Source organism: Aeromicrobium sp. PE09-221 (assembly GCF_002174305.1).
In the GTDB taxonomy this organism is placed as follows: domain Bacteria; phylum Actinomycetota; class Actinomycetes; order Propionibacteriales; family Nocardioidaceae; genus Aeromicrobium.
The window spans coordinates 85,043-103,826 of the sequence record NZ_MIJB01000003.1; the positions used below are offsets into that span (position 1 = coordinate 85,043).

Consider the following 18,784-nt stretch of genomic DNA (forward strand, 5'->3'; position numbering starts at 1 on the left):
ACGCCGGGACGCTCAGTCGAGCAGGTTGACCCAGACCGCACGCGCGGAGGAACGGCCCTCATTCGCGATGCGGTGCGGAGTGGAGGAGTCGTAGCTGATCGCGTCGCCGGCGCGGAGCTTGTAGCTGGCTCCGGCGAGTTCGACGGTCAACGAGCCGCTGATGACGATGCCGTATTCACGTCCCCCGTGGTGGACCGGCTTGTCGCCGCTCGCGGTACCTGGGGCGTACTCGTTGACCGCCATCTCGAGCCCACGGTCGGCGGCATGGTGCGCGATACGGCGCACGACCCCCTCCCCGGTCTCGACCTCGGTCTGCGCGGCGCGCGGAGTCACTGGCGACACGCTCTCGGCCTCGGGGTGATCGAAGAGATCGTGCATCTGCAATCGCAGCGCAGAAGCGACGGCGACGAGGGTGCCGATCGACGCTCCGGCGACCCCGCGCTCGAGCATCGACAGCATCGACACCGACACGCCCGTGCTCTCGGCGAGATCGTTCAAGGTCATGTTGATCTGCTTGCGGCGCGCCCGGATCGTCGACCCCACTTTGCGGATGGTCTCGTCAGCCGGGTTCGGCTCACCAGCACCGCTCCGAGCGGGGATCTTCACCGGTATCTCCTCCCGCGCGCCGCGTCGATCCCGGATAGTGTAGTCCAGGTCCCCCTTGGCCACATCGACTCCCGTCGCGTCCGCGCCCTCGCCGCCGTCTCCCCCGTCCGGACGTCTCATGTATGCGACCGCCAGAACACGACCTTGGAGTCGATGTACTCGACGATCCAGTACAGGATGAGTCCGAAGATCATCAGCGCCACGATGACGGCGAAGCCACCGGCGACGTCCAACTGGAAGTTCAGCGACTTGATCAGCACGCCCATGCCTCGCGACGCACCCACGAACTCGGCCACGATCGCGCCGATGAGCGCCAAGGTGATGGCGTTCTTGATCCCGGCGAAGATCAGCGGCAAGGAGGAGGGGAGCACGAGCTTGCGATACTCCTCCCATCGACTCGCTCCGAGGGATCGCATGAGGGTGCGGGCGTTCTTGTCCACCGTGTCCATCCCGACCATGACATTGAGCAGCACCGGGAAGAAGCAGATCGTGGCCGCCATGACCACCTTGGACGTGAGGCCGAAGCCGAACCAGGTGAGGAAGAGCGGCGCCAAGGCGACGCGGGGCGTGATCTGGAAGCCGACGACGATCGGGTAGAACGCGGTCTTCGCCCAGTCATACATTCCGAGGGCCGTGCCGATCGCCCAGGCGAGGATCACTCCGATCAGGAAGCCGGCGATCGTCTCGGCCATCGTCACCCAGGTGGCCTCCCAGAAGTAGGCCTTGTCGAGCATCGAGACGAGACTTACCGCCACATCCGAGGGCGGCGGGACGATGATCTCGTTCACGAGACCCGCACGGCACGCGAGTTCCCACAGCAGCAGGAAGAGGGCGATCACGAGGATCGGCGGCCACGCCTTGGCCCACGGCCCCCGGCGAGCAGGACGTCTCGCCTTCGTGACCGTGTCCTTTCGCGTCGGAGGCGCCTGGAGCTCAGTACTGGTGGACATGGTGGCCTCTCTAGATGTACTCGGCGATGGCCTCGCGCACGAGGCCCTCGTTCTCGATGGCCGCGGCACTCGCGAGGTGCTCGGCGGACCGTGGGCGTGGCAACGCGATATCGATGACGTCGATGACCTCACCGGGACGTGGCCGCATGCAGACGACGCGATCGGACAGGAACACGGCCTCGGAGATGTTGTGGGTGACGAACAGCGTCGTCCGTCCGAGTTCCTCGTGCAGCCGCGCCAGTTCGATATTGAGCCGCTCGCGCGTGAACTCGTCGAGCGCGGAGAACGGCTCGTCCATCAGCAGCAGCGCCGGGTCGGTGACGAGTGCACGAGCCAGGCTGACACGCTGACGCATCCCACCGGAGAGCTCCCAGACGTTCTTCTGCGCGAACTCCGTGAGGTGGGTCAGCTCGAGGAGCTCATGCGCCCTCGCCGTGGCACTCGAACGATCCAGACCGAGGATCTCCACCGGCAGGAGGATGTTGTCGAGCACGGAGCGCCAGGGGAAGAGCACCGGTGTCTGGAGCATGATCGCGCTGTCCTGCCGCCCCGGCGCCGCGGGAGTGCCGAACACATCGACGGTTCCGGTCGTCTGGGGAAGCAGTCCGGCGATGATGTGCAGCAAGGTGGACTTGCCGCAGCCGCTCGGCCCGAGGAAGGATACAAACTCCCCCGGTCGTATCTGCAAGTCGACATTGCGCAAGGCCACGACCTCGCCCCCGTCGGCGGTGTCGTAGATCTTGCTGAGGGAACGGATCGTGATCCCCTCGCGGGTCATGGACTGCGGCTGTTCAGTTACCGTCACTGTTCCTGGCCTCCTCCTGCGTCGTGGCGATGTCGAAGTCCCAGTAGTCCGCGGCGAACTGCTCCGCGAGCTCGCCGCCGGCGAAGGTCCCCGCATCGGGATCACCCGTGATAGCGCCGGAACCGGTGAGCACCTCGAAGGTCGTCTGCCACGCGCTGTCGTCGACGTAGCCGAAGGGGGTGTCCGTAGCGTCGGCGATACCCGACAGGTCGATCGTGTCCTTGACGTAGGTGGTCGCGAAGTCCATGTCCTCACACTCCTGGGGGACGACGCGGCAGGCGATGGTCGTAGCCGCCTCGGGGTTCTCCGCGGCGAACACGGCGCCACGGGACCATGCCCTCGCCATACCGACGAGCTGGTCGCGCACCTGTTCGTCCTCGAGGGCCTCCACCGTCGTGACCAGGCAGTCACCGGGGATCGCGTTGTACTGCTCAGGCGTGATGTCCCGCGTCGTCAACCGGCCGTCGGCCGTGAGGGTCGAGATATCGGGATAGCTGCCGGCATAAGCGTCGACCTGGCCCTGCAGGATCGCATTCAACGAGGCGGGGCCGGCGTCGCCGATCGGCAGGATACGGACATCGGCATCGCGCTGGAGACCGGCCGCCTCCAAGGAGGCGTTGACGATCGGCTCCTCACCGCCGCCCGCCTCGGCGATCCCGAGAGTCTTGTCGGCGAGGTCCTCGACACTCTCGATCTCCGAGTCCTCGGGAACCACGATACGGAAGATGTTCTGCGGCGGGTTGCACATGAGCGCCCGCAGGTTGTCGTCCTTCGAGAAGGCGACGGCGGCATCGGGTGCGCCCGCCCAGCCGGCCGGGACATTGCCCGCGATGAGCTGTTGGGTCACGAAGCCCGAGCCGTTGGTCTCCTCGAACTCGACGTCGACCCCCTCCTCCTCGAAGTAGCCCTGGTCCTGCGCGATGAGCATCGGCAACCAGTAGATCGACTTCTTGTACGAGAGCATGACCGTCAAGCCGTCCCCGTCACCCTCTCCGCTGCCGCTCGAGCTGCCGCAGCCGGCCAAGCCGATGACGAGCGCCAGCGGCGCAGCAATCCGAAATAGTTTCCTCATGTTCACCCTCACTTGATCGACGAGCCGCGGGAATCTCCTGTGATGCGAGGAGAAAGCTGTGCAGTGATCCGCATCACATGACATCGAGAATAAGCGATGTTGAAGAGAAGTCAACAGGCCTGAAGTTTCAGCACTGTTAAAACTGCTTCACATCTGCGCGAAGGCGGCCGCCACGCCAGGGGATCGGGCCAAGTTAACTGGTTTGAAAAAAGATTGACTTGATTGAATAACCTCGGTGGTCCAAGATAGCCGACATGTGATCCACGCCACCCGGGCCGATCACCCCAGTCGAGTCACGCCGGAGTCGCCATGACCACCACACCACCCCGGACACCGTTGTTGAGCATCGGCTTCGATGAGAAGCTCCCACCGGCCAAGACCGGTCTCTTCGGATTCCAACACCTGCTCGCCCTGACCGGCATCTGGCTGTTTCCAGGCATCATCGGGGTCTCGCTGGACCTCAGTGCCCGGGAGGTCGGCTGGATCACGCAAGGCTGCTTCTTCATGACCGGACTCATCACGATCCTTCAGTCCAGCCGGATCCTCCAGTTGCCGATCGTGCAAGGGCCGACCGCCGCGTTCATGGTGGCGATCATCGCCTCCGGCGCGAGTTTCGGTCTCGGCACGGCCTTCGGCTCGATGATGGTCGCGGGCGCGATCTTCGCCCTCCTCAGCCTGCCGTCGCGAAGATTCGGGCTCTTCGGGCAGATCTCCCGCGTGGCATCAGATCCGCTCGTCTTCGGGACCCTCTTCGTCATCATCGGCGGACAGCTCGCCGCGATCGGGCTCAGTGGGTGGTTCGGCACCGAAGGCACCAGCGGTTATGGTTGGCCCTTCTTCCTCCTCAGCCTCGCCACCGTGGTCTTCGTCATGGCGTTCACCATCTTCGGTGGCAATACGCTGCTACGCCGGGGTGCGATCTTCTGGGGGATCGTCGCCGGCACCGCCCTGACTGCCGTCTGCGGGCTCTGGAACACCCCGGACCTCTCGGAGGTCTCCATCATCGGAACACCCCAGTTCCTCCCCTTCGGCTTCGGAGTCGAGTGGTCGGTGGTCGTCCTGATGCTCCTGGCCTTCCTACAGGGCGGCACCGAATCGATGGGCATGTTCCGGCTCGTCAGCAGCTGGGGCGGTCGCACCGTTCCCGTCGAACGCGTCAACCGGGGACTCTTCGCGGAGTTCACCGGATCGGTCGCCGGCGCGGCCTTCGGAGGCATCGGCACGACGTCCTATCCCGAGAACGCCGGTATCGTCCGGATGTCGGGCGTCGGGAGCCGCTTCGTGACCGCGACCGCGGGGGCGGTCGCCCTCGTCCTGGCCTTCATCCCGAAGGTGGGACTCTTCATCGCCGGACTGCCGATGCCGGTACTGGCGGCGGCGTCCACGATCCTCTTCGGTGTCATCGCCGTCTCCGGCATCCAGATGCTCGCTGAGGTCGACTGGGACGATCTGAACATGATGGTCGCCGCACCGGCCTTCATCATCTCGCTGGGAACGCAGTTCCTGCCGGAGTCGATCGTCTCCGCCATGGGTCCCTCGGTCGAGAGCATCGTGACCAACCCGATGATGGTCGGCGTGATCCTCCTGCTGGGATTGCATCTGCTGGTCAACTACGGCATCCGGCCACTCATCACCGCCCGCAAGAGCCGCATTCCTCGGCCGCTGCCCGTGGAGGACGAGTGATGTCCACGGTACGCCTGGGCCTCGCCCAGACGATGACCTATTTCGGCAGCGACGAGCAGCGCAATCTCGAGAACGCCGTGATGCTCCTCGAGCGGGCGGCGACCCAGGGTGTCGACCTGCTCGCCTTCGCCGAGAACTACCCCGGTCCGTTCACCGAGACGAACCGCTACGAGGTCGCCGAGACGATGGCAACGGCAGCCCGGAAGCACGGCGTCGCGGTCGCCTACGGCACATCGCGCCCCGTCCCAGGCCGCGAGGGATCTTTCCACATCACGACGGTGATCGTCGACGCCGAAGGAATCGAGCGCGGCGCATATCACCGGACGCACCCGGAGGGCCCGTATATCTACCGGGACGGTGAGCAGTGGAATTTCGACTACGTCGCCGCCGATGCCTTCCCCGTCGTCGACATGGGCTGGGGGAGGCTGGCGGTCTCCGTCTGCTCCGAGGTCCACCTGCCGGAGGTCAGCCGCATCCTGGCTCTCAAGGGGGCGGAGATCATCCTGTATCCGTCCGGCCTGCTCATTGACGAGCTGGGTTATACGGAGAACTGGCGCACCCTGGTGAGGGCGCGTGCCATCGAGAACCACGCTTACACCGCCACGCTGGTCAACCTGATGGATCCCGCCATCGGTGATCAGTTCAATCCCAGCGGGGTCGACCTCGCGCCGCCCCGGAAAGGGATCACGACGGGCATCGGAGGGATCTACGGGCCCGAGCGCGTCCTCGCCGAATCCGGGCAGCCAGGGATCCTGGCCGCCGATCTCGACCTCGATCGTCTCCGCTATCTGCGCAGCGCGACCGAGGAGCTCATCATCCCCGCCCCCTATCGCACGATCCCCGGCCATATGAGCTGGCGGCGACCGGAGCTGTATGAAGAACTCACTCGCCACCCAACCCGTTGAGAGGGGTCAGCGCAGGTCGGGGTTGCTGATGGAGAGCATGGTGTCGCTGAAGAGGTCGATGTCCTCGTCGCGGGAGCGGCCGGTGCCGCCGCCGCGCAGCACGCTCGCGAGCTCGCCCGTCGCGCGGTCGATGCGACGCTGCAGTGCGTTCTCACCCGACGAACCCCAGTCGTGTGGCGACGCGAATACGCCGGTCGGCACCACGAATGCTTGGAGATAGGCGAACAACGGGCGCAACGAGCTCTCGATCGCCAGCGAGTGCCGTGCGGTCCCGCCGGTGGCCGCGAGGAGCACCGGCTTGCCGATGATGGCATCGCTGTCCATGGCATCGACGAAGGACTTGAAGAGCCCCGGATACGCGACCTTGAAGATCGGCACGGTGACGATCAGCGCATCAGCTGCCGTCACCTGGTCGTAGACGTGCTGCAGTCGCGGCGCCGCGAACCCCGTCAGGCTCGCATCGGTGATCTCGTGGGCCAGATCGCGCAGAGTGACTATCTCGAGCTGGGCATCGCCCAGGGCCTCGCTCGCCGACGCGGCGATCTTGTCCGCGAGCATACGCGTGGTCGACGGCTCGCCGAGACCCGCCGAGATGACGACGATGCGCGTGGTCATCGGGTGACCTCCTGTTCGGTGGCCGCGACGTCGCGGGCGGCGACACGAGCGGCGTGCGTGGGAGCATCCGGGACACCGGCCGGGCGGCGCTTGGTGAACTCCTCGCGCATCGTCGGGAGGATCTCGCCGAGCAGGTCGAGCTGCTCGAGCACCGTCTTCAGCGGCAGGCCCGCGTGGTCGACGAGGAAGAGCTGACGCTGGTAGTCGCCGAAGAAGTCCGCGAACTCCAGCGTGCGCTCCAGCACCTGCTGCGGACTGCCCACGGTCAGCGGCGTCTGGGAGGTGAAGTCCTCCAGGCTCGGGCCGTGTCCGTAGACCGGCGCGACGTCGAAATACGGCCGGAACTCGTTGACGGCGTCCTGGCTGTTCTTGCGCATGAAGAACTGACCGCCGAGGCCGACGATCGCCTGCTCCGCCGTTCCGTGTCCGTAGTGGGCATAGCGCTGGCGGTAGAAGTTGATCAGCCGGATGTAGTGCTCCTTCGGCCAGAAGATGTTGTTGGCGAAGTAGCCGTCACCGTAGTAGGCCGCCAGCTCTGCGACCTCCGGGGTACGGATCGAGCCGTGCCACACGAAGGGAGCGACCCCGTCCAAGGGCGCCGGAGTGGCCGTGAAGTTCTGCAGCGGAGTGCGGAACTTGCCCTCCCAGTTGACGACCGGCTCGTCCCAGAGCTTGCGCAGCAACTGGTAGTTCTCGATGGTCAGCTCGACGGCCTTGGTGATGTCCTTGCCGAACCAGGGATACACCGGCGCGGTGTTGCCGCGGCCGAGCATGAGGTCCATGCGGCCGTCGACGAGGTGCTGCAGCGTGGCGTAGTCCTCCGCGATCTTGACCGGGTCATTGGTGGTGATGAGCGTGGTCGATGTCGACAGGATGAGGTTCTTGGTCTGCGCGCCGATGTAGGCGAGCGTGGTGGTCGGGCTCGACGGGACGAAGGGGGGGTTGTGGTGCTCGCCGGTCGCGAACACGTCCAGGCCGATGTCATCGGCCTTCTTGGCGATCTCGACGGTGTTCTTGATCCGCTCGTGCTCGGTGACCGTCGTGCCGTTCACCGGATCGGGCGTGACGTCACCGACGGTGAAGATGCCGATCTGCATGGCCTGCTCCTCAGTAGTTGAATCTTTAACTACCTTAACATGGCGGGCCGCGTGGTCATTCCCGAGACTCGGGCGGGGGTGGGTCAGGGCGGTGCGTCAGCGGCGAGCGGTGAAGAAATCCCGGAGCAGCGCGGTCGACTCTGCGGCGAGCACCCCGGCATGCACCTGGGGACGATGATTCAGGCGGCGATCCCGTACGACGTCCCACAGCGACCCGACCGCCCCGGCCTTGTCGTCGAAGGCTCCGAAGACCAGTCTCTCGACACGCGCCGCGACCAAGGCGCCGGCGCACATCGTGCACGGCTCCAGCGTGACGACGAGCGTGCAGCCCTCGAGCCGCCATTCCCCCAGGGTTCGCGCCGCGGCCCGCATCGCCACGATCTCGGCGTGGCCAGTCGGGTCACGATCGCGCTCACGCGTGTTGCGGCCCTCCCCCAGGACCGCGCCCTCCGGACCTATCAGCAGCGCACCCACCGGCACATCACCCGCGGAGGCGGCCTGCGCGCCCAGGGCGAGCGCGCGCCGCATCCACGACTCGTCGCTCACCCGACGATCGTCTCCAGTTGATCGCGGAAGCCGAGTCGCCCGGCGATATCGAGCAGGACGTCATCGGGATAGAGATCATCGTCCTCACACAGCAGCGACAGTTCGACCGAGGCGACGCCGAGATCCGCGAGGATCTCCAGATCGCCGATCGGCTCCACCGGGTCGTCGTCCTCGGGGTCGGGAGCATCGAGCGCCTCGGCGATATCGGCCGCCAGGGGATAGTCGAGCGTAGCGGTGTTGTCGGACAACAGCACACGCACCTGCGGACCGCTGCGGCGCACGATCGCGAAGAAGTCGTCCTTGACCGAAACCAGCGCGAGTGTGCCGACCTCCGACGGGAATCGGCGCAGCGCCTCGCTCAGGCCGGCGAAGTCCTCACCCAGCGTGGGCGGCAGCTCCATGAGCGACCAGTCGCCGTCATCCCGGTAGGCGGCCACCACAAAGTCCACATCGTCCTCGGTCACGATTCCTCCTGGCTCGCCACGGTCCCGTCCGCCATCGTGACAGACGCAGGCGACACCCCGCCACTCCTGGGAGATTCGGGACCGGGACCGGTCGCTCGACCGGTGTTCACCGACGAGCCGAGGCGACGATCGCCTTCGAGAGCGCATGCGCCGACTCGAGCAGGGCAGCACCCAGCTCGGGGCGACGGTCGGGCCCGAATCGCGCCTCGACCCCGGTCAGGCTCAGGGCCCACGCGGGGCGGTCATCCCGGTCGAAGACCACCGCGCCCATCCCCCAGCTCCCCTGGACGAGAAGGCCGGGATTGACGGCGTAGCCGGTCTCGCGCGTCTGAGCGATACCCACCCTGACCTGGTACACGTCATGCCCATGTCCCGCCAGGACCTCAGGATCCACCCGGTTCAGATACTCCTCGCTCTCCCGGGAGGGCAGGTGGGCCAGGATCGCCATGCCGGCGGACGCGACCCCCAGAGGAAAGCGGATGCCTACGTGGAGCACATGCGACCGCAACGGGAAGCTACCGTCCTCCGCGAGGAGGCACACGGTCTCATCTCCACGCCGCGCGCTGAAGAAGGCGCTCTCCCCGGTCTCCCTCGCCAGCCTTTCGACCACCGGCCTGGCCACGTCCGCGACATCGTAACGGCGCGCCGACGCGATGCCCAGCAGATAGAGCTCGGGCCCCAATGACCATCGCCCCGACCGGTGGTCGCGGTCGACGAGTCCCTCATCGGACAGCGATACCAGCAGGCGATGCGCCGTCGCTCGCGCCAGGCCCGAGGCACGGCCGACCTCGGTGGTGGTCACACCATCGGGCTCGCTCGCCGCCACTGCCCGCAGGACGGCACCGACCCGCGCGACCACGTGGGGAGGAGTCTGCGGCATGGGCACGATCCTAAGCGTTCACTGACTGGACGCTCCGAGCGGTCCCCTTTCGTACTGTGAGCACTTCATTCGCGATGTATGTCCTGCTATTGCTCACTAGAACGCCGACCGGCAACGTTGATGAGGTATCTGCTCAGCGAACGAAAGGTCGGTCATGACGCTTGCGACATCACCCGGTGAGGCGCTCGACGGGTGCCTGCGCGACGGAATGACCCTGGCGGTGGGCGGCTTCGGACTGTGCGGCATCCCCAGTGCGCTCATCGAGGCGGTCCGCGACAGCGGCGTCGCCGGACTGACCATCGTGTCCAACAACATGGGCGTCGACGGCAAAGGCCTCGGGCTCCTGCTCGAGAACGGTCAGGTCGACAAGGTCATCGCTTCCTATGTGGGCGAGAACAAGCTGTTCGCCCAGCAGTACCTCGACGGTGAGCTGGAGGTCGAGTTCACACCGCAGGGCACCCTCGCCGAGCGACTCCGAGCAGGAGGGGCCGGGATTCCGGCCTTCTACACCCGCACCGGCGTGGGCACTGTCGTGGCCGAGGGCAAGCCGACGGCCGAGTTCGACGGCATCACCTATCTCCAGGAGCGGGCGATCGTCGCCGATCTGGCCCTCGTCCATGCCCACACCGCAGACCGCTTCGGCAACCTGCGCTACCGGCTCGCAGCCCGCAACTTCAATCCGGTCGCGGCCACCTCCGGTCGCGTCACGATCGCTGAGGCGGAGCACCTGGTCGACGCCGTCGACCCCGAGTTGGTCCAGACGCCCGGCATCTACGTCCACCGGCTGGTGCATGTTCCCGACCAGCCCAAGCACATCGAGCAACGCACCACCCGCCCCCGACCCGAAGGAGTACCGGCATGAGCGAGCGTAGCGAGCGACGATCAAACAACACGCCATGCCGACACCTCCGTACCCTGGCGCACTTCGTGGAGGTGGCGGCATGAGTTGGACACGCGAGGAGATGGCCGCGATCGCGGCATTGGAGCTGCGGGACGGCGACTACGTCAACCTGGGCATCGGCATCCCCACGCTCGTGGCCAACCATGTGCCGCCGGGAGTCCACGTGACACTCCAGTCCGAGAACGGGATCCTCGGGCTCGGCCCCTTCCCTTGGGAGGGAGAGGAGGACCCGGATCTCATCAATGCCGGCAAACAGACCGTCACCACGCGCAGCGGCGCCTCCTTCTTCGACTCCGCGGAGTCCTTCGCGATGATCCGCGGTGGCAAGGTCGACATCGCCATCCTCGGAGCCCTGCAGGTCGGCGCCAACGGCGACCTCGCCAACTGGGCGGTCCCGGGCGCTCTCGTGAAGGGGATGGGCGGGGCGATGGACCTCGTCGCCGGCACGCGACGCATCGTCGTCATCACCGACCACGTGGCCAAGGACGGCACGCCGAAGATCGTGGAGGACTGCACCCTGCCGTTGACGGGTCTCGGGGTGGTGGACAGGATCATCACCGATCGGGCTGTCATCGACGTCACCCCACAGGGCCTGCGCGTGCTGCGGCTCGCACCGGGCGAGAGCTTCGAGGACCTCGTCGCCATGACGGATGCCCCGCTGACTCGCGCGGAGTCGGTCTCCGCGTGACCTGGCGAGCTTCCCGGTTCGCGCGGCGTCGCGACCGATAGGCTCAGGGCATGCAGGTTCACGTCCTCGATCACCCGCTCGTCGCCCACAAGCTCACCGTACTGCGGCAGACGACGACCGACTCGCCCACATTCCGCCGCCTGACCGAGGAGCTCGTGACGCTGCTGGCCTATGAGGCCACGCGCGAGGTGCGCGTGGAGCCCGCCGCCATCGAGACCCCCGTCGCCCCGACGACCGGCGTGCGCCTCTCGACGCCCGCGCCTCTCGTCGTGCCGATCCTGCGTGCCGGGCTGGGCATGCTCGAGGGCATGCAGCGGCTACTCCCCACGGCCGAGGTCGGCTTCCTCGGCATGATCCGCAATGAGGAGACCCTGCAGGCCGAGACCTACGCCGAGCGTCTGCCCGATGACCTCTCCGGCCGGCAGTGTTATGTGCTCGATCCGATGCTCGCCACGGGGGGCACGCTCGCGATGGCGATCGACTTCCTCGTCAAGCGCGGAGCCGATCACATCACCGCCATCACCCTGCTCGCGGCCCCCGAAGGCGTGCGCCGGATCGAGTCCGAGCTGGAGCACATCGACGTCCCGGTCACCGTGGTGACCGCCGCCGTGGACGAGCGCCTCGACGAGAACGGCTACATCGTGCCGGGACTCGGCGACGCCGGGGACCGCCTGTACGGCGTCGCTTGAGCCCGCCCCTCGACGGACCTGCGTCCGCCCTCGCCTGAGCGGTGACCTACGCCATCGCTCCCCCGGGTAGTCGCCGACGGAGGATGTGATTCCACGGCTGCTATGGCAACCATGAAGTCACATCCTGCGCGGGTCCCACCCAACGCTCGGCGAGCCTGTCATCTTGCTTAAAGGGCCTTGATGATGTCTTCGACGCGTTCCTTGGCATCGCCGAAGAGCATCTGGGTGTTCTCGCGGAAGAACAGCGGATTCTGCACGCCCGCATAACCCGCGGCCATCGAGCGCTTGAACACGATGACATTCTCGGCCTCCCAGACGTGCAGCACCGGCATACCCGCGATGGGGCTGGACGGGTCCTCCGAGGCGGCCGGGTTCACCGTGTCATTGGCACCGATGACGAGCACGACCGACGTGTCGGCGAAGTCATCGTTGATCTCGTCCATCTCCAGGACGATGTCGTAAGGCACCTTCGCCTCGGCCAGCAGTACGTTCATGTGCCCGGGCAGGCGACCCGCGACCGGATGGATGCCGAAGCGCACCTCGACTCCGCGGTCCCGCAGCAGGCGGGTCAGTTCCGCCACCGGGTACTGCGCCTGGGCCACCGCCATGCCATAACCGGGGGTGATGATGACGCTCGAGGCGTTCTTGAGCAGCTCGGAAACATCGGCTGCGGTGATCTCGCGGTGCTCACCGTAGTCGGTGTCATCGCCCGTGGGCGCCTCCATACCGAAACCGCCCGCGATCACCGAGATGAAAGATCGGTTCATGCCCTTGCACATGATGTAGGACAGATAGGCACCGGACGACCCGACCAATGCACCCACGATGATCAGCAGATCGTTGAGGAGCAGGAAGCCCAACGCCGCCGCGGCCCAGCCGGAGTAGCTGTTGAGCATCGACACGACCACGGGCATGTCGCCGCCACCGATCGAGGCGACGAGGTGCCAGCCGAGAGCTAGCGCAACGAGCGTGACCACGATCAGCAACCAGATGCTCGGCGCGGCCACGAACCACGCGGTCAGCGCGATGAACACGACGAGCGCGCCGATGTTCAGGTAGTTTTTGCCCGGCAGCATCAGCGGCGAGGACTTCATCCGACCTGACAGTTTCAGGAAGGCCACGATCGAGCCGGTCAGGGTGACCGCGCCGATGAAGACGCTGATCGTCACCTCGGCCGCATGGATGCCCAACAGGTCCATCGCGTCCAGTCGGCGGGCATAGGCGCCGTCCGGGTTGTCCTCCACCTGGAAGAACCGGTTCCAGCCGACCAGCACCGCGGCGAGGCCGACGAAGCTATGCAGCAGCGCGATCAGCTCAGGCATCCCGGTCATCTCGACCGCGCGAGCCCGCCACAGCCCGATCGCCGCGCCGATCAGAACCACGACGACGAGCAATACCGTGGCAGTGGTGTCCACACCCCCGTCGAAGGCCATCACGAGCGTCGCGCCCAGCGCGACGGCCATGCCCAGCATCCCGAAGGTATTGCCCGCGCGGGCGGTCTCATGCTTGCTCAGGCCCGCCAAGGCCAGGATGAACAGCAATGCGGCGACGACATATGCCGCCGAGACGGCGGTATCGATGGTGAACATGCCCCTCAGCTCCTCGAGAACATGGCGAGCATGCGGCGCGTCACCGCGAAGCCACCGAAGATATTGATGCTGGCCAGCAGGATCGCGATCAGCGCCAGGGCGGTCACGATCGGTTCACCGAAGCCGATCTGCAACAGGGCGCCCACGATGATGATGCTGCTGATCGCATTGGTCACGCTCATCAACGGCGTGTGCAGCGCATGGTGAACACTCCCGATGACATAGAAGCCGACCACGATCGCCAGCGCGAACACCACCAGGTGGCCCTGCAACGCCATCGGCGCGATGCCGACCAGGGCGAACAGCACCGCGGCACCGAGGGCCACCATACCGACCCGCTGCCCCTGCGTCATCGGCTCTTTGGCCGGGACGGGCTCGGGCGCGGGAGCCGCCGCGGGTGCGGGCGCCGCCGAGACCTGGACCGGCGGCGGAGGCCACAGCTTCTCCCTGTTCCGCGCGACGGTGATGGCGCGCTGCACCACGTCGTCGAAGTCGAGGACCAGCTGTCCGTCCTTGCCCGGAGTCAGCAGCTTGAGCAGGTTGACGAGATTCGTCCCGTACAGCTGCGAGGCCTGCGTGGGCAGTCGGCCCGCCAGATCGGTGTAACCGAGGATGATGACGCCGTTATCGGTGACCACGCGCTCGCCGGGCACCGATCCCTCGACATTGCCCCCCTGCGCGGCGGCCATGTCCACGATCACGCTGCCGGGCTTCATCGCGGCCACATCGGCCGCCGTGATCAGGCGGGGCGCCGCGCGCCCGGGGATCAGCGCCGTCGTGATGATGATGTCGACCTCGGCCGCCTGCTCGGAGTAGATCTCCGCTGCACGGCGGTCATAGGCCTCGCTCGTGGCCTTCGCATAGCCGTCGGAGGACACTTCCTTGTCCTCATCGGGCACAACGACCTCGAGGTACTCGCCGCCGATGGACTTGACCTGATCGGCGACCTCGGGACGCGGGTCGGTGGCGCGCACGATCGCGCCGAGACTCGATGCGGCGCCGATCGCCGCCAGACCGGCGACACCGGCACCGGCGACCAGGACCTTGGCCGGCGGGACCTTGCCCGCGGCCGTCACCTGACCGGTGAAGAAACGACCGAACTCATTGGCCGCCTCGACCACGGCGCGGTAGCCGGCGATATTGGCCATCGAGGACAGCACGTCCATCGACTGGGCACGCGAGATCCGCGGCACCGCGTCCATCGCCAGAGCGGTGATCGGTCGGGCCGCGAGCTGGTCCACCAGATCGGGGTTCAGCGCCGGGCTCATCATGCTCACGATCGTCGCGCCCTCGCGCAGAAGGTCCAGTTCACCCTCGGAGGGGGCGTTCACCTTCAGCACCACATCGGCCGACCAGGCGTCATCACCCGTTCCGACGGAGGCGCCAGCCTCGACGAAGGCACCGTCAGGGAAGCTCGCGAGCTCACCCGCCCCCGACTCGACCACGACCTCGTAGCCGAGCTTCAACAACTGACCCACAGTCGACGGAGTCGCCGCGACGCGCGTCTCTCCAGGCACCGACTCGGTGACGATTCCGATCTTCACCTCGCGAACACTAGCGACGAAACCCGGTTGTGACCACCGGCTGAGACGTCTGTCTCACCATGTGGGGGATGTCGGACTGCTAAGCAAGGGAATGTGACATCGCCAGTGGCACATTCCACATACCAACGGTATCTTAAGCCCATGGCCACGCTCAGTCCCTCCGCCTTCAGCGGAAAAGTCGCGCTCATCACCGGCGCCGCCCGAGGCATCGGCGCCCACACCGCCCGCGAGTTCGTCGCCCACGGCGGCAAGGTCGCCCTCCTGGGTCTCGAGCCGGACCTCCTCGCTCAGCTGGCCGAGGAGCTCGGCGACGATGCCGCCTGGTGGGAGGCCGATGTCCGTGACGGTGAGGCCATCGCGCAGGCCATCGACAGCGCGGCCGCACACTTCGGACGGATCGACGTCGTCCTCGCCAACGCGGGTATCGCGTCCTACGGCACCGTGCGCCAGATCGACGACTCCGCCTTCGAGCGAGTCATCGACGTCAACATCAACGGGGTGTTCCGGACCGCCAAGCACACGATCCCGCACCTACAGCGGACGCGAGGATACCTGCTGGTGGTCTCCTCGCTCGCAGCCTTCTCCAATATCGCCGGCCTCGCGCCCTACGCCGCGAGCAAGGCCGGGTGTGAATCGCTCGCCGTCGCGATGCGGCAGGAGGTCGCCCACCTCGGCATCAAGGTCGGCATCTGTCACCCCTCCTGGATCGACACCGATATCGTCCGCGGGGCCGAGAACGACCTGCCCACGTTCAAGGCGATCCGCAGCAAGCTGCCCTATCCGGCTAACTCGACCACGAGCGTCGAGGAATGCGTCGAGCACATCCTGACCGGCTTCGCGAAGCGGAAGACCCGCGTCTACGTGCCCAAGGGGGTGCTGATCGCCAACTGGTCCAAGGCCTTGGTCAACTCTCCGGCGACATGGCCCTATATCCGTCGCCTGACCCGCAAGACGGTCCCGCAGCTCGAGGCCGAGGTCGATGCCCTGGGTCGTTACCACCACAGCCACGTTCCGGTGACCGACCGGCACAGCTGACCGCCAGGTCACCAGTCGGCGGCGTCGGGGTCCTGCACGGAGGCGGCGAGGGCGGTCATGTGCCCGAGCCGCGCGATCTCCGAGGGCAGGAACTCCGGTCCGCCGCGCCGCCCGACCACGAGCGCGAACCGCTGTCCGCGACGCAGGCGCCCCGGGGCGCCTGCCAGCACCATCGACTCCCACTGCGCGACATCGTCGAGAGCCCGAGAGGAGTCCAGGTCCAGCCACTGCTCGGCCTCGTCGATGAGCTGAGGAGCCGCCACCGTGCCGTAGGCCATCTGGACCGCACCGCGACGCCGCACGACCGCCAGCGCCCAGTCCGTGCGGAAGGTATCGGGCACCACCTCGACCAGGCGCTCGATGGCCTTCGAGGGCTCGGCCGTGAAGGACTCGACCGCCTCCAGATCCATCCGCAGATTCGCTCCCGCGGCATAGCGCGAGATCCAGTGCACCCGCACGCCGTCGAGCGCGTGGCAGGCCGTGATGAGGGCATCGGGCATGACGCTCGGCGGCAGTTCGAGGAGCACATCGTCGACCGCGAGGCCATCGGACCGGTGCTCGACGATCTCGATGGCCTCGATGTCGGCGCCGGCACTACCGAGAGCCGTCGCCAACGCGCCCAGCGAGCCGGGAACGTCCGGCAGCTCGACGCGTAGATGGAATGCCATGCGTCCATTGTGTCGAATCCACGTTTCTCACACGTGAACCGCCACGGCTCTTCTGCAAACCCGTAGTTCTACGGGTGGACGAAATCCGGCGATCCACGGGATCCTGCCGTTGCCCATCATCATTCACAGCAGGAGAGGATCATGAAAGCACTCACTGTCATGCTGCGTGGAATCGCTGTGGCAAGTCTCGTGGGCACGAGCTTGATCGTGACGGCCCCGACCGCCTCCGCCCAGAACTGCAGCGCCGTTCCCGGCTACGCCAAGCGGATCTCTCATGGCGTCACCGAGTACTACGAGGACGGCAGGTGCGGCGTAGACCCGAACCGCCTCCAGCGCCCTGTACCCCGCCCTGCGCCCCAGCCCCCGGCCGCGGCACCCTCATCAAGTCCCTGCATCGGGCCCGGAATCGTCTGCGATGTCATCAAGCGCGAGGAGGCCCGCCGCGCGGGCCACGGCGGAGGGGGCGGAGGCGTCGGAGGCGGAGGGTTCGTCCGCGTCGGTCCCATCACCGTCATCGGATCCGGCGGATCCGGCGGTGGCGCCGGAGGCACCGGAACCGTGTCCGTCGGTCCGCTCACCAATCCGGACAAGGTGAAGAAGACCACCTCAGCCCAGTAGTGTCACGACGGGAGCGGGCCGAGTCAGTCTTGGCCCGCTCCCGTACGCTCGGCGCCGTGAGCCCCCGGATCGTTCGCCCCCTCTTCCGTACCGTCGCCATCGCCGAGGCACTCTCTTGGACGGGGCTGCTGATCGGCATGTACGTCAAGTGGATCGCCGAGACCTCCGAGGTCGGGGTCCAGATCTTCGGTCCCATCCACGGCGGCCTGTTCATGCTCTATGTCCTGGTCACCCTGATCGCCTGGCGCACATTCCGATGGTCGATTCCCACCCTGCTGTGGGGTCTGTTCGCCTCCATCCCTCCCCTGGCGACGATCGTCTTCGATGTCTGGGCCGAACGCACCGGCCGTCTCACCGCGCCCACCCCGCCGACCATGTCCGCCGCCTGACCGGCTGCGAGCGTCGGCAGTTGCCCGTTCTCACCAGCCGACGAGGCGACCAGCCACCCGATCGGTCTGCTGGCGAACGGCACTACCGGGATACCGCACGAACCGAAGCCACCAGCGCCGGTCGTCGCGAGTCCCGGACGATAGGCGACTGACGCAGCCGGGACCGTCATCCGGCTGTCGATTCCGTTTCGCTCACGTGAGTGTCGCAAGCCGGTCGAGCACCTGCTCGGGCGCAGCCGTCGCGGGGATCTGAGCGAGCAGAACCGGAGTCTCGGGAAGGGCGCCCGCGCCACGCCAGAACGCAGGATCCACGACGCCGATACTCGGGTGGTCTCCCACGACGGCGACTCCGTCGTCATCGCGCATCGCCACGATCCACTCAAGGTGATCGCACACATTGACCACCGCGGTGTACGCCTCAGGCTTCTCGACGATGTCCACATCGTCGCCGCGCGCGTCGAGCAGGATCATGGCCCCCGGCAAGGCACCGAGCCGTCCCAACCACTGTGCGACGTAGAGGGAGGCACTGTCGGCCCGGTCTTCGTCGATCTCGGGACGCGGGGTGCCGGCGATGGCATGCGTCTGGGCCAGCCAGCGGGCCGGGGAGGGGACGGAGACGATCACCGGACGTCCGGTGGCGGTGGTAAGCGTGGTGAGCGTCCGGACGACCGCCTCAGTAGCGCCCTCGTCATCCAACAGCGTGCGCAAGGCGTACCCGGGTCGACCGCGTTCGGCCATCGCCTGGGTGAGTTCGGGACGCACGGACAGGTAGGCCCTCAGCAGCGCTCCGGCGTCCACCCACGTCGCATCCGGGTCCAGCAACGAGTGCACCTGATGGAAGTGTCCGGTGAGCTCAGCGAGATCGGTCCAGGGAACCGGACGCCCTTGGCGGATCACGGCTGTGGCGTAGGAGTCATGGTCGATCAGAAACGGGCGGGGGCGGCCACTGGCCGCGGGGGCGCGCAGCGCCGAGGTGATGTGGGACATGGTCGGCTCCTCGTGTGGTGGGTCGATGGGGGTGCCGGTGGTGACGACGCCGG

21 protein-coding genes are annotated in these 18,784 nt (G+C 66.8%); 8 read left to right on the plus strand and 13 right to left on the minus strand.

Annotation, left to right across the window (positions count from 1 at the left end):
- Positions 1-12: 12 nt before the first annotated feature.
- From BHE97_RS01560 to BHE97_RS01575, 4 genes are read right to left on the minus strand one after another with little or no spacing between them, the layout of a single operon-like run.
- The gene (locus BHE97_RS01560; RefSeq protein ID WP_087622259.1) at positions 13-726 is read right to left on the minus strand and encodes a cupin domain-containing protein; all 714 of its coding nucleotides are present in this window, start codon (positions 724-726) and stop codon (positions 13-15) included.
- Positions 723-1,556: an ABC transporter permease gene (locus tag BHE97_RS01565; RefSeq protein ID WP_087622260.1), complete on the minus strand. Its 834-nt coding sequence runs from the start codon at positions 1,554-1,556 to the stop codon at positions 723-725. The genes BHE97_RS01560 and BHE97_RS01565 overlap by 4 nt, the downstream gene beginning before the upstream one ends.
- Positions 1,557-1,566: 10 nt before the next feature.
- Complete coding sequence (locus tag BHE97_RS01570; RefSeq protein WP_170931190.1) at positions 1,567-2,361, minus strand: ABC transporter ATP-binding protein; 795 nt, start codon at positions 2,359-2,361, stop codon at positions 1,567-1,569.
- Positions 2,348-3,433 (minus strand): ABC transporter substrate-binding protein, encoded by a 1,086-nt coding sequence (locus tag BHE97_RS01575; RefSeq protein ID WP_170931191.1) that lies wholly within the window; start codon positions 3,431-3,433, stop codon positions 2,348-2,350. The genes BHE97_RS01570 and BHE97_RS01575 overlap by 14 nt, the downstream gene beginning before the upstream one ends.
- A gap of 309 nt (positions 3,434-3,742) precedes the next feature.
- On the opposite strand from BHE97_RS01575, the gene BHE97_RS01580 reads away from it, so the two are divergent.
- Positions 3,743-5,116, plus strand: coding sequence for a solute carrier family 23 protein (locus tag BHE97_RS01580; protein WP_087622263.1), 1,374 nt, complete (start codon positions 3,743-3,745; stop codon positions 5,114-5,116).
- Positions 5,116-6,021, plus strand: coding sequence for a carbon-nitrogen hydrolase family protein (locus tag BHE97_RS01585; protein WP_087622264.1), 906 nt, complete (start codon positions 5,116-5,118; stop codon positions 6,019-6,021). Before BHE97_RS01580 ends, BHE97_RS01585 begins: the two co-directional genes overlap by 1 nt.
- Before the next feature lie 6 nt (positions 6,022-6,027).
- Here the strand turns inward: BHE97_RS01585 and BHE97_RS01590 are convergent, their stop codons facing one another.
- The 5 genes from BHE97_RS01590 to BHE97_RS01610 all read right to left on the minus strand — a co-directional run bounded on the left by BHE97_RS01590 (position 6,028) and on the right by BHE97_RS01610 (position 9,623).
- Positions 6,028-6,636: a CE1759 family FMN reductase gene (locus BHE97_RS01590; RefSeq protein WP_087622265.1), complete on the minus strand. Its 609-nt coding sequence runs from the start codon at positions 6,634-6,636 to the stop codon at positions 6,028-6,030.
- The gene (locus BHE97_RS01595; RefSeq protein ID WP_087622266.1) at positions 6,633-7,733 is read right to left on the minus strand and encodes an LLM class flavin-dependent oxidoreductase; all 1,101 of its coding nucleotides are present in this window, start codon (positions 7,731-7,733) and stop codon (positions 6,633-6,635) included. Before BHE97_RS01595 ends, BHE97_RS01590 begins: the two co-directional genes overlap by 4 nt.
- A 96-nt stretch (positions 7,734-7,829) precedes the next feature.
- Positions 7,830-8,279: a tRNA adenosine(34) deaminase TadA gene (gene tadA / locus BHE97_RS01600; protein ID WP_272896888.1), complete on the minus strand. Its 450-nt coding sequence runs from the start codon at positions 8,277-8,279 to the stop codon at positions 7,830-7,832.
- Complete coding sequence (locus tag BHE97_RS01605) at positions 8,276-8,743, minus strand: tRNA adenosine deaminase-associated protein (RefSeq protein ID WP_236757479.1); 468 nt, start codon at positions 8,741-8,743, stop codon at positions 8,276-8,278. The genes tadA and BHE97_RS01605 overlap by 4 nt, the downstream gene beginning before the upstream one ends.
- A gap of 106 nt (positions 8,744-8,849) precedes the next feature.
- Entirely contained in the window at positions 8,850-9,623 is a 774-nt protein-coding gene (locus tag BHE97_RS01610) for an IclR family transcriptional regulator (protein ID WP_087622268.1), read from the minus strand.
- Positions 9,624-9,777: 154 nt separating this feature from the next.
- Here BHE97_RS01610 and BHE97_RS01615 point away from each other — a divergent pair, with 154 nt between their 5' ends.
- The 3 genes from BHE97_RS01615 to upp all read left to right on the plus strand — a co-directional run bounded on the left by BHE97_RS01615 (position 9,778) and on the right by upp (position 11,901).
- Entirely contained in the window at positions 9,778-10,485 is a 708-nt protein-coding gene (locus tag BHE97_RS01615) for a CoA transferase subunit A (RefSeq protein ID WP_087622269.1), read from the plus strand.
- A 79-nt stretch (positions 10,486-10,564) separates the two neighbouring features.
- Positions 10,565-11,212, plus strand: coding sequence for a 3-oxoacid CoA-transferase subunit B (locus BHE97_RS01620; protein WP_087622270.1), 648 nt, complete (start codon positions 10,565-10,567; stop codon positions 11,210-11,212).
- 50 nt (positions 11,213-11,262) lie between these two features.
- Positions 11,263-11,901 carry a uracil phosphoribosyltransferase gene (upp, locus tag BHE97_RS01625; protein WP_087622271.1) on the plus strand — a complete coding sequence of 213 codons (639 nt, stop codon included), beginning with the start codon at positions 11,263-11,265 and terminating at the stop codon, positions 11,899-11,901.
- Positions 11,902-12,068: 167 nt separating this feature from the next.
- Here upp and pntB read toward each other — a convergent pair whose 3' ends face one another.
- Together pntB and BHE97_RS01635 are read right to left on the minus strand one after the other, a co-directional pair.
- Positions 12,069-13,490, minus strand: coding sequence for a Re/Si-specific NAD(P)(+) transhydrogenase subunit beta (gene pntB / locus BHE97_RS01630; RefSeq protein WP_087622272.1), 1,422 nt, complete (start codon positions 13,488-13,490; stop codon positions 12,069-12,071).
- 5 nt (positions 13,491-13,495) lie between these two features.
- Positions 13,496-15,034 (minus strand): Re/Si-specific NAD(P)(+) transhydrogenase subunit alpha, encoded by a 1,539-nt coding sequence (locus BHE97_RS01635; protein WP_087622273.1) that lies wholly within the window; start codon positions 15,032-15,034, stop codon positions 13,496-13,498.
- Positions 15,035-15,175: 141 nt separating this feature from the next.
- On the opposite strand from BHE97_RS01635, the gene BHE97_RS01640 reads away from it, so the two are divergent.
- Positions 15,176-16,069, plus strand: a complete 894-nt coding sequence (locus tag BHE97_RS01640; RefSeq protein ID WP_087622274.1) for an SDR family oxidoreductase — start codon at positions 15,176-15,178, stop codon at positions 16,067-16,069.
- An 8-nt stretch (positions 16,070-16,077) separates the two neighbouring features.
- On the opposite strand, the gene BHE97_RS01645 is transcribed toward BHE97_RS01640, so the two are convergent.
- Positions 16,078-16,737: a hypothetical protein gene (locus tag BHE97_RS01645; protein WP_087622275.1), complete on the minus strand. Its 660-nt coding sequence runs from the start codon at positions 16,735-16,737 to the stop codon at positions 16,078-16,080.
- A 141-nt stretch (positions 16,738-16,878) separates the two neighbouring features.
- On the opposite strand from BHE97_RS01645, the gene BHE97_RS20540 reads away from it, so the two are divergent.
- Positions 16,879-17,355 (plus strand): hypothetical protein, encoded by a 477-nt coding sequence (locus tag BHE97_RS20540; protein ID WP_087622276.1) that lies wholly within the window; start codon positions 16,879-16,881, stop codon positions 17,353-17,355.
- 56 nt (positions 17,356-17,411) lie between these two features.
- On the plus strand, positions 17,412-17,744 hold the full coding sequence (locus BHE97_RS20545; protein WP_236757480.1) for a DUF3817 domain-containing protein: 333 nt from the start codon (positions 17,412-17,414) through the stop codon (positions 17,742-17,744).
- A gap of 192 nt (positions 17,745-17,936) precedes the next feature.
- Here BHE97_RS20545 and BHE97_RS01660 read toward each other — a convergent pair whose 3' ends face one another.
- On the minus strand, positions 17,937-18,731 hold the full coding sequence (locus BHE97_RS01660) for a hypothetical protein (RefSeq protein WP_087622277.1): 795 nt from the start codon (positions 18,729-18,731) through the stop codon (positions 17,937-17,939).
- Positions 18,732-18,784 lie beyond the last annotated feature (53 nt).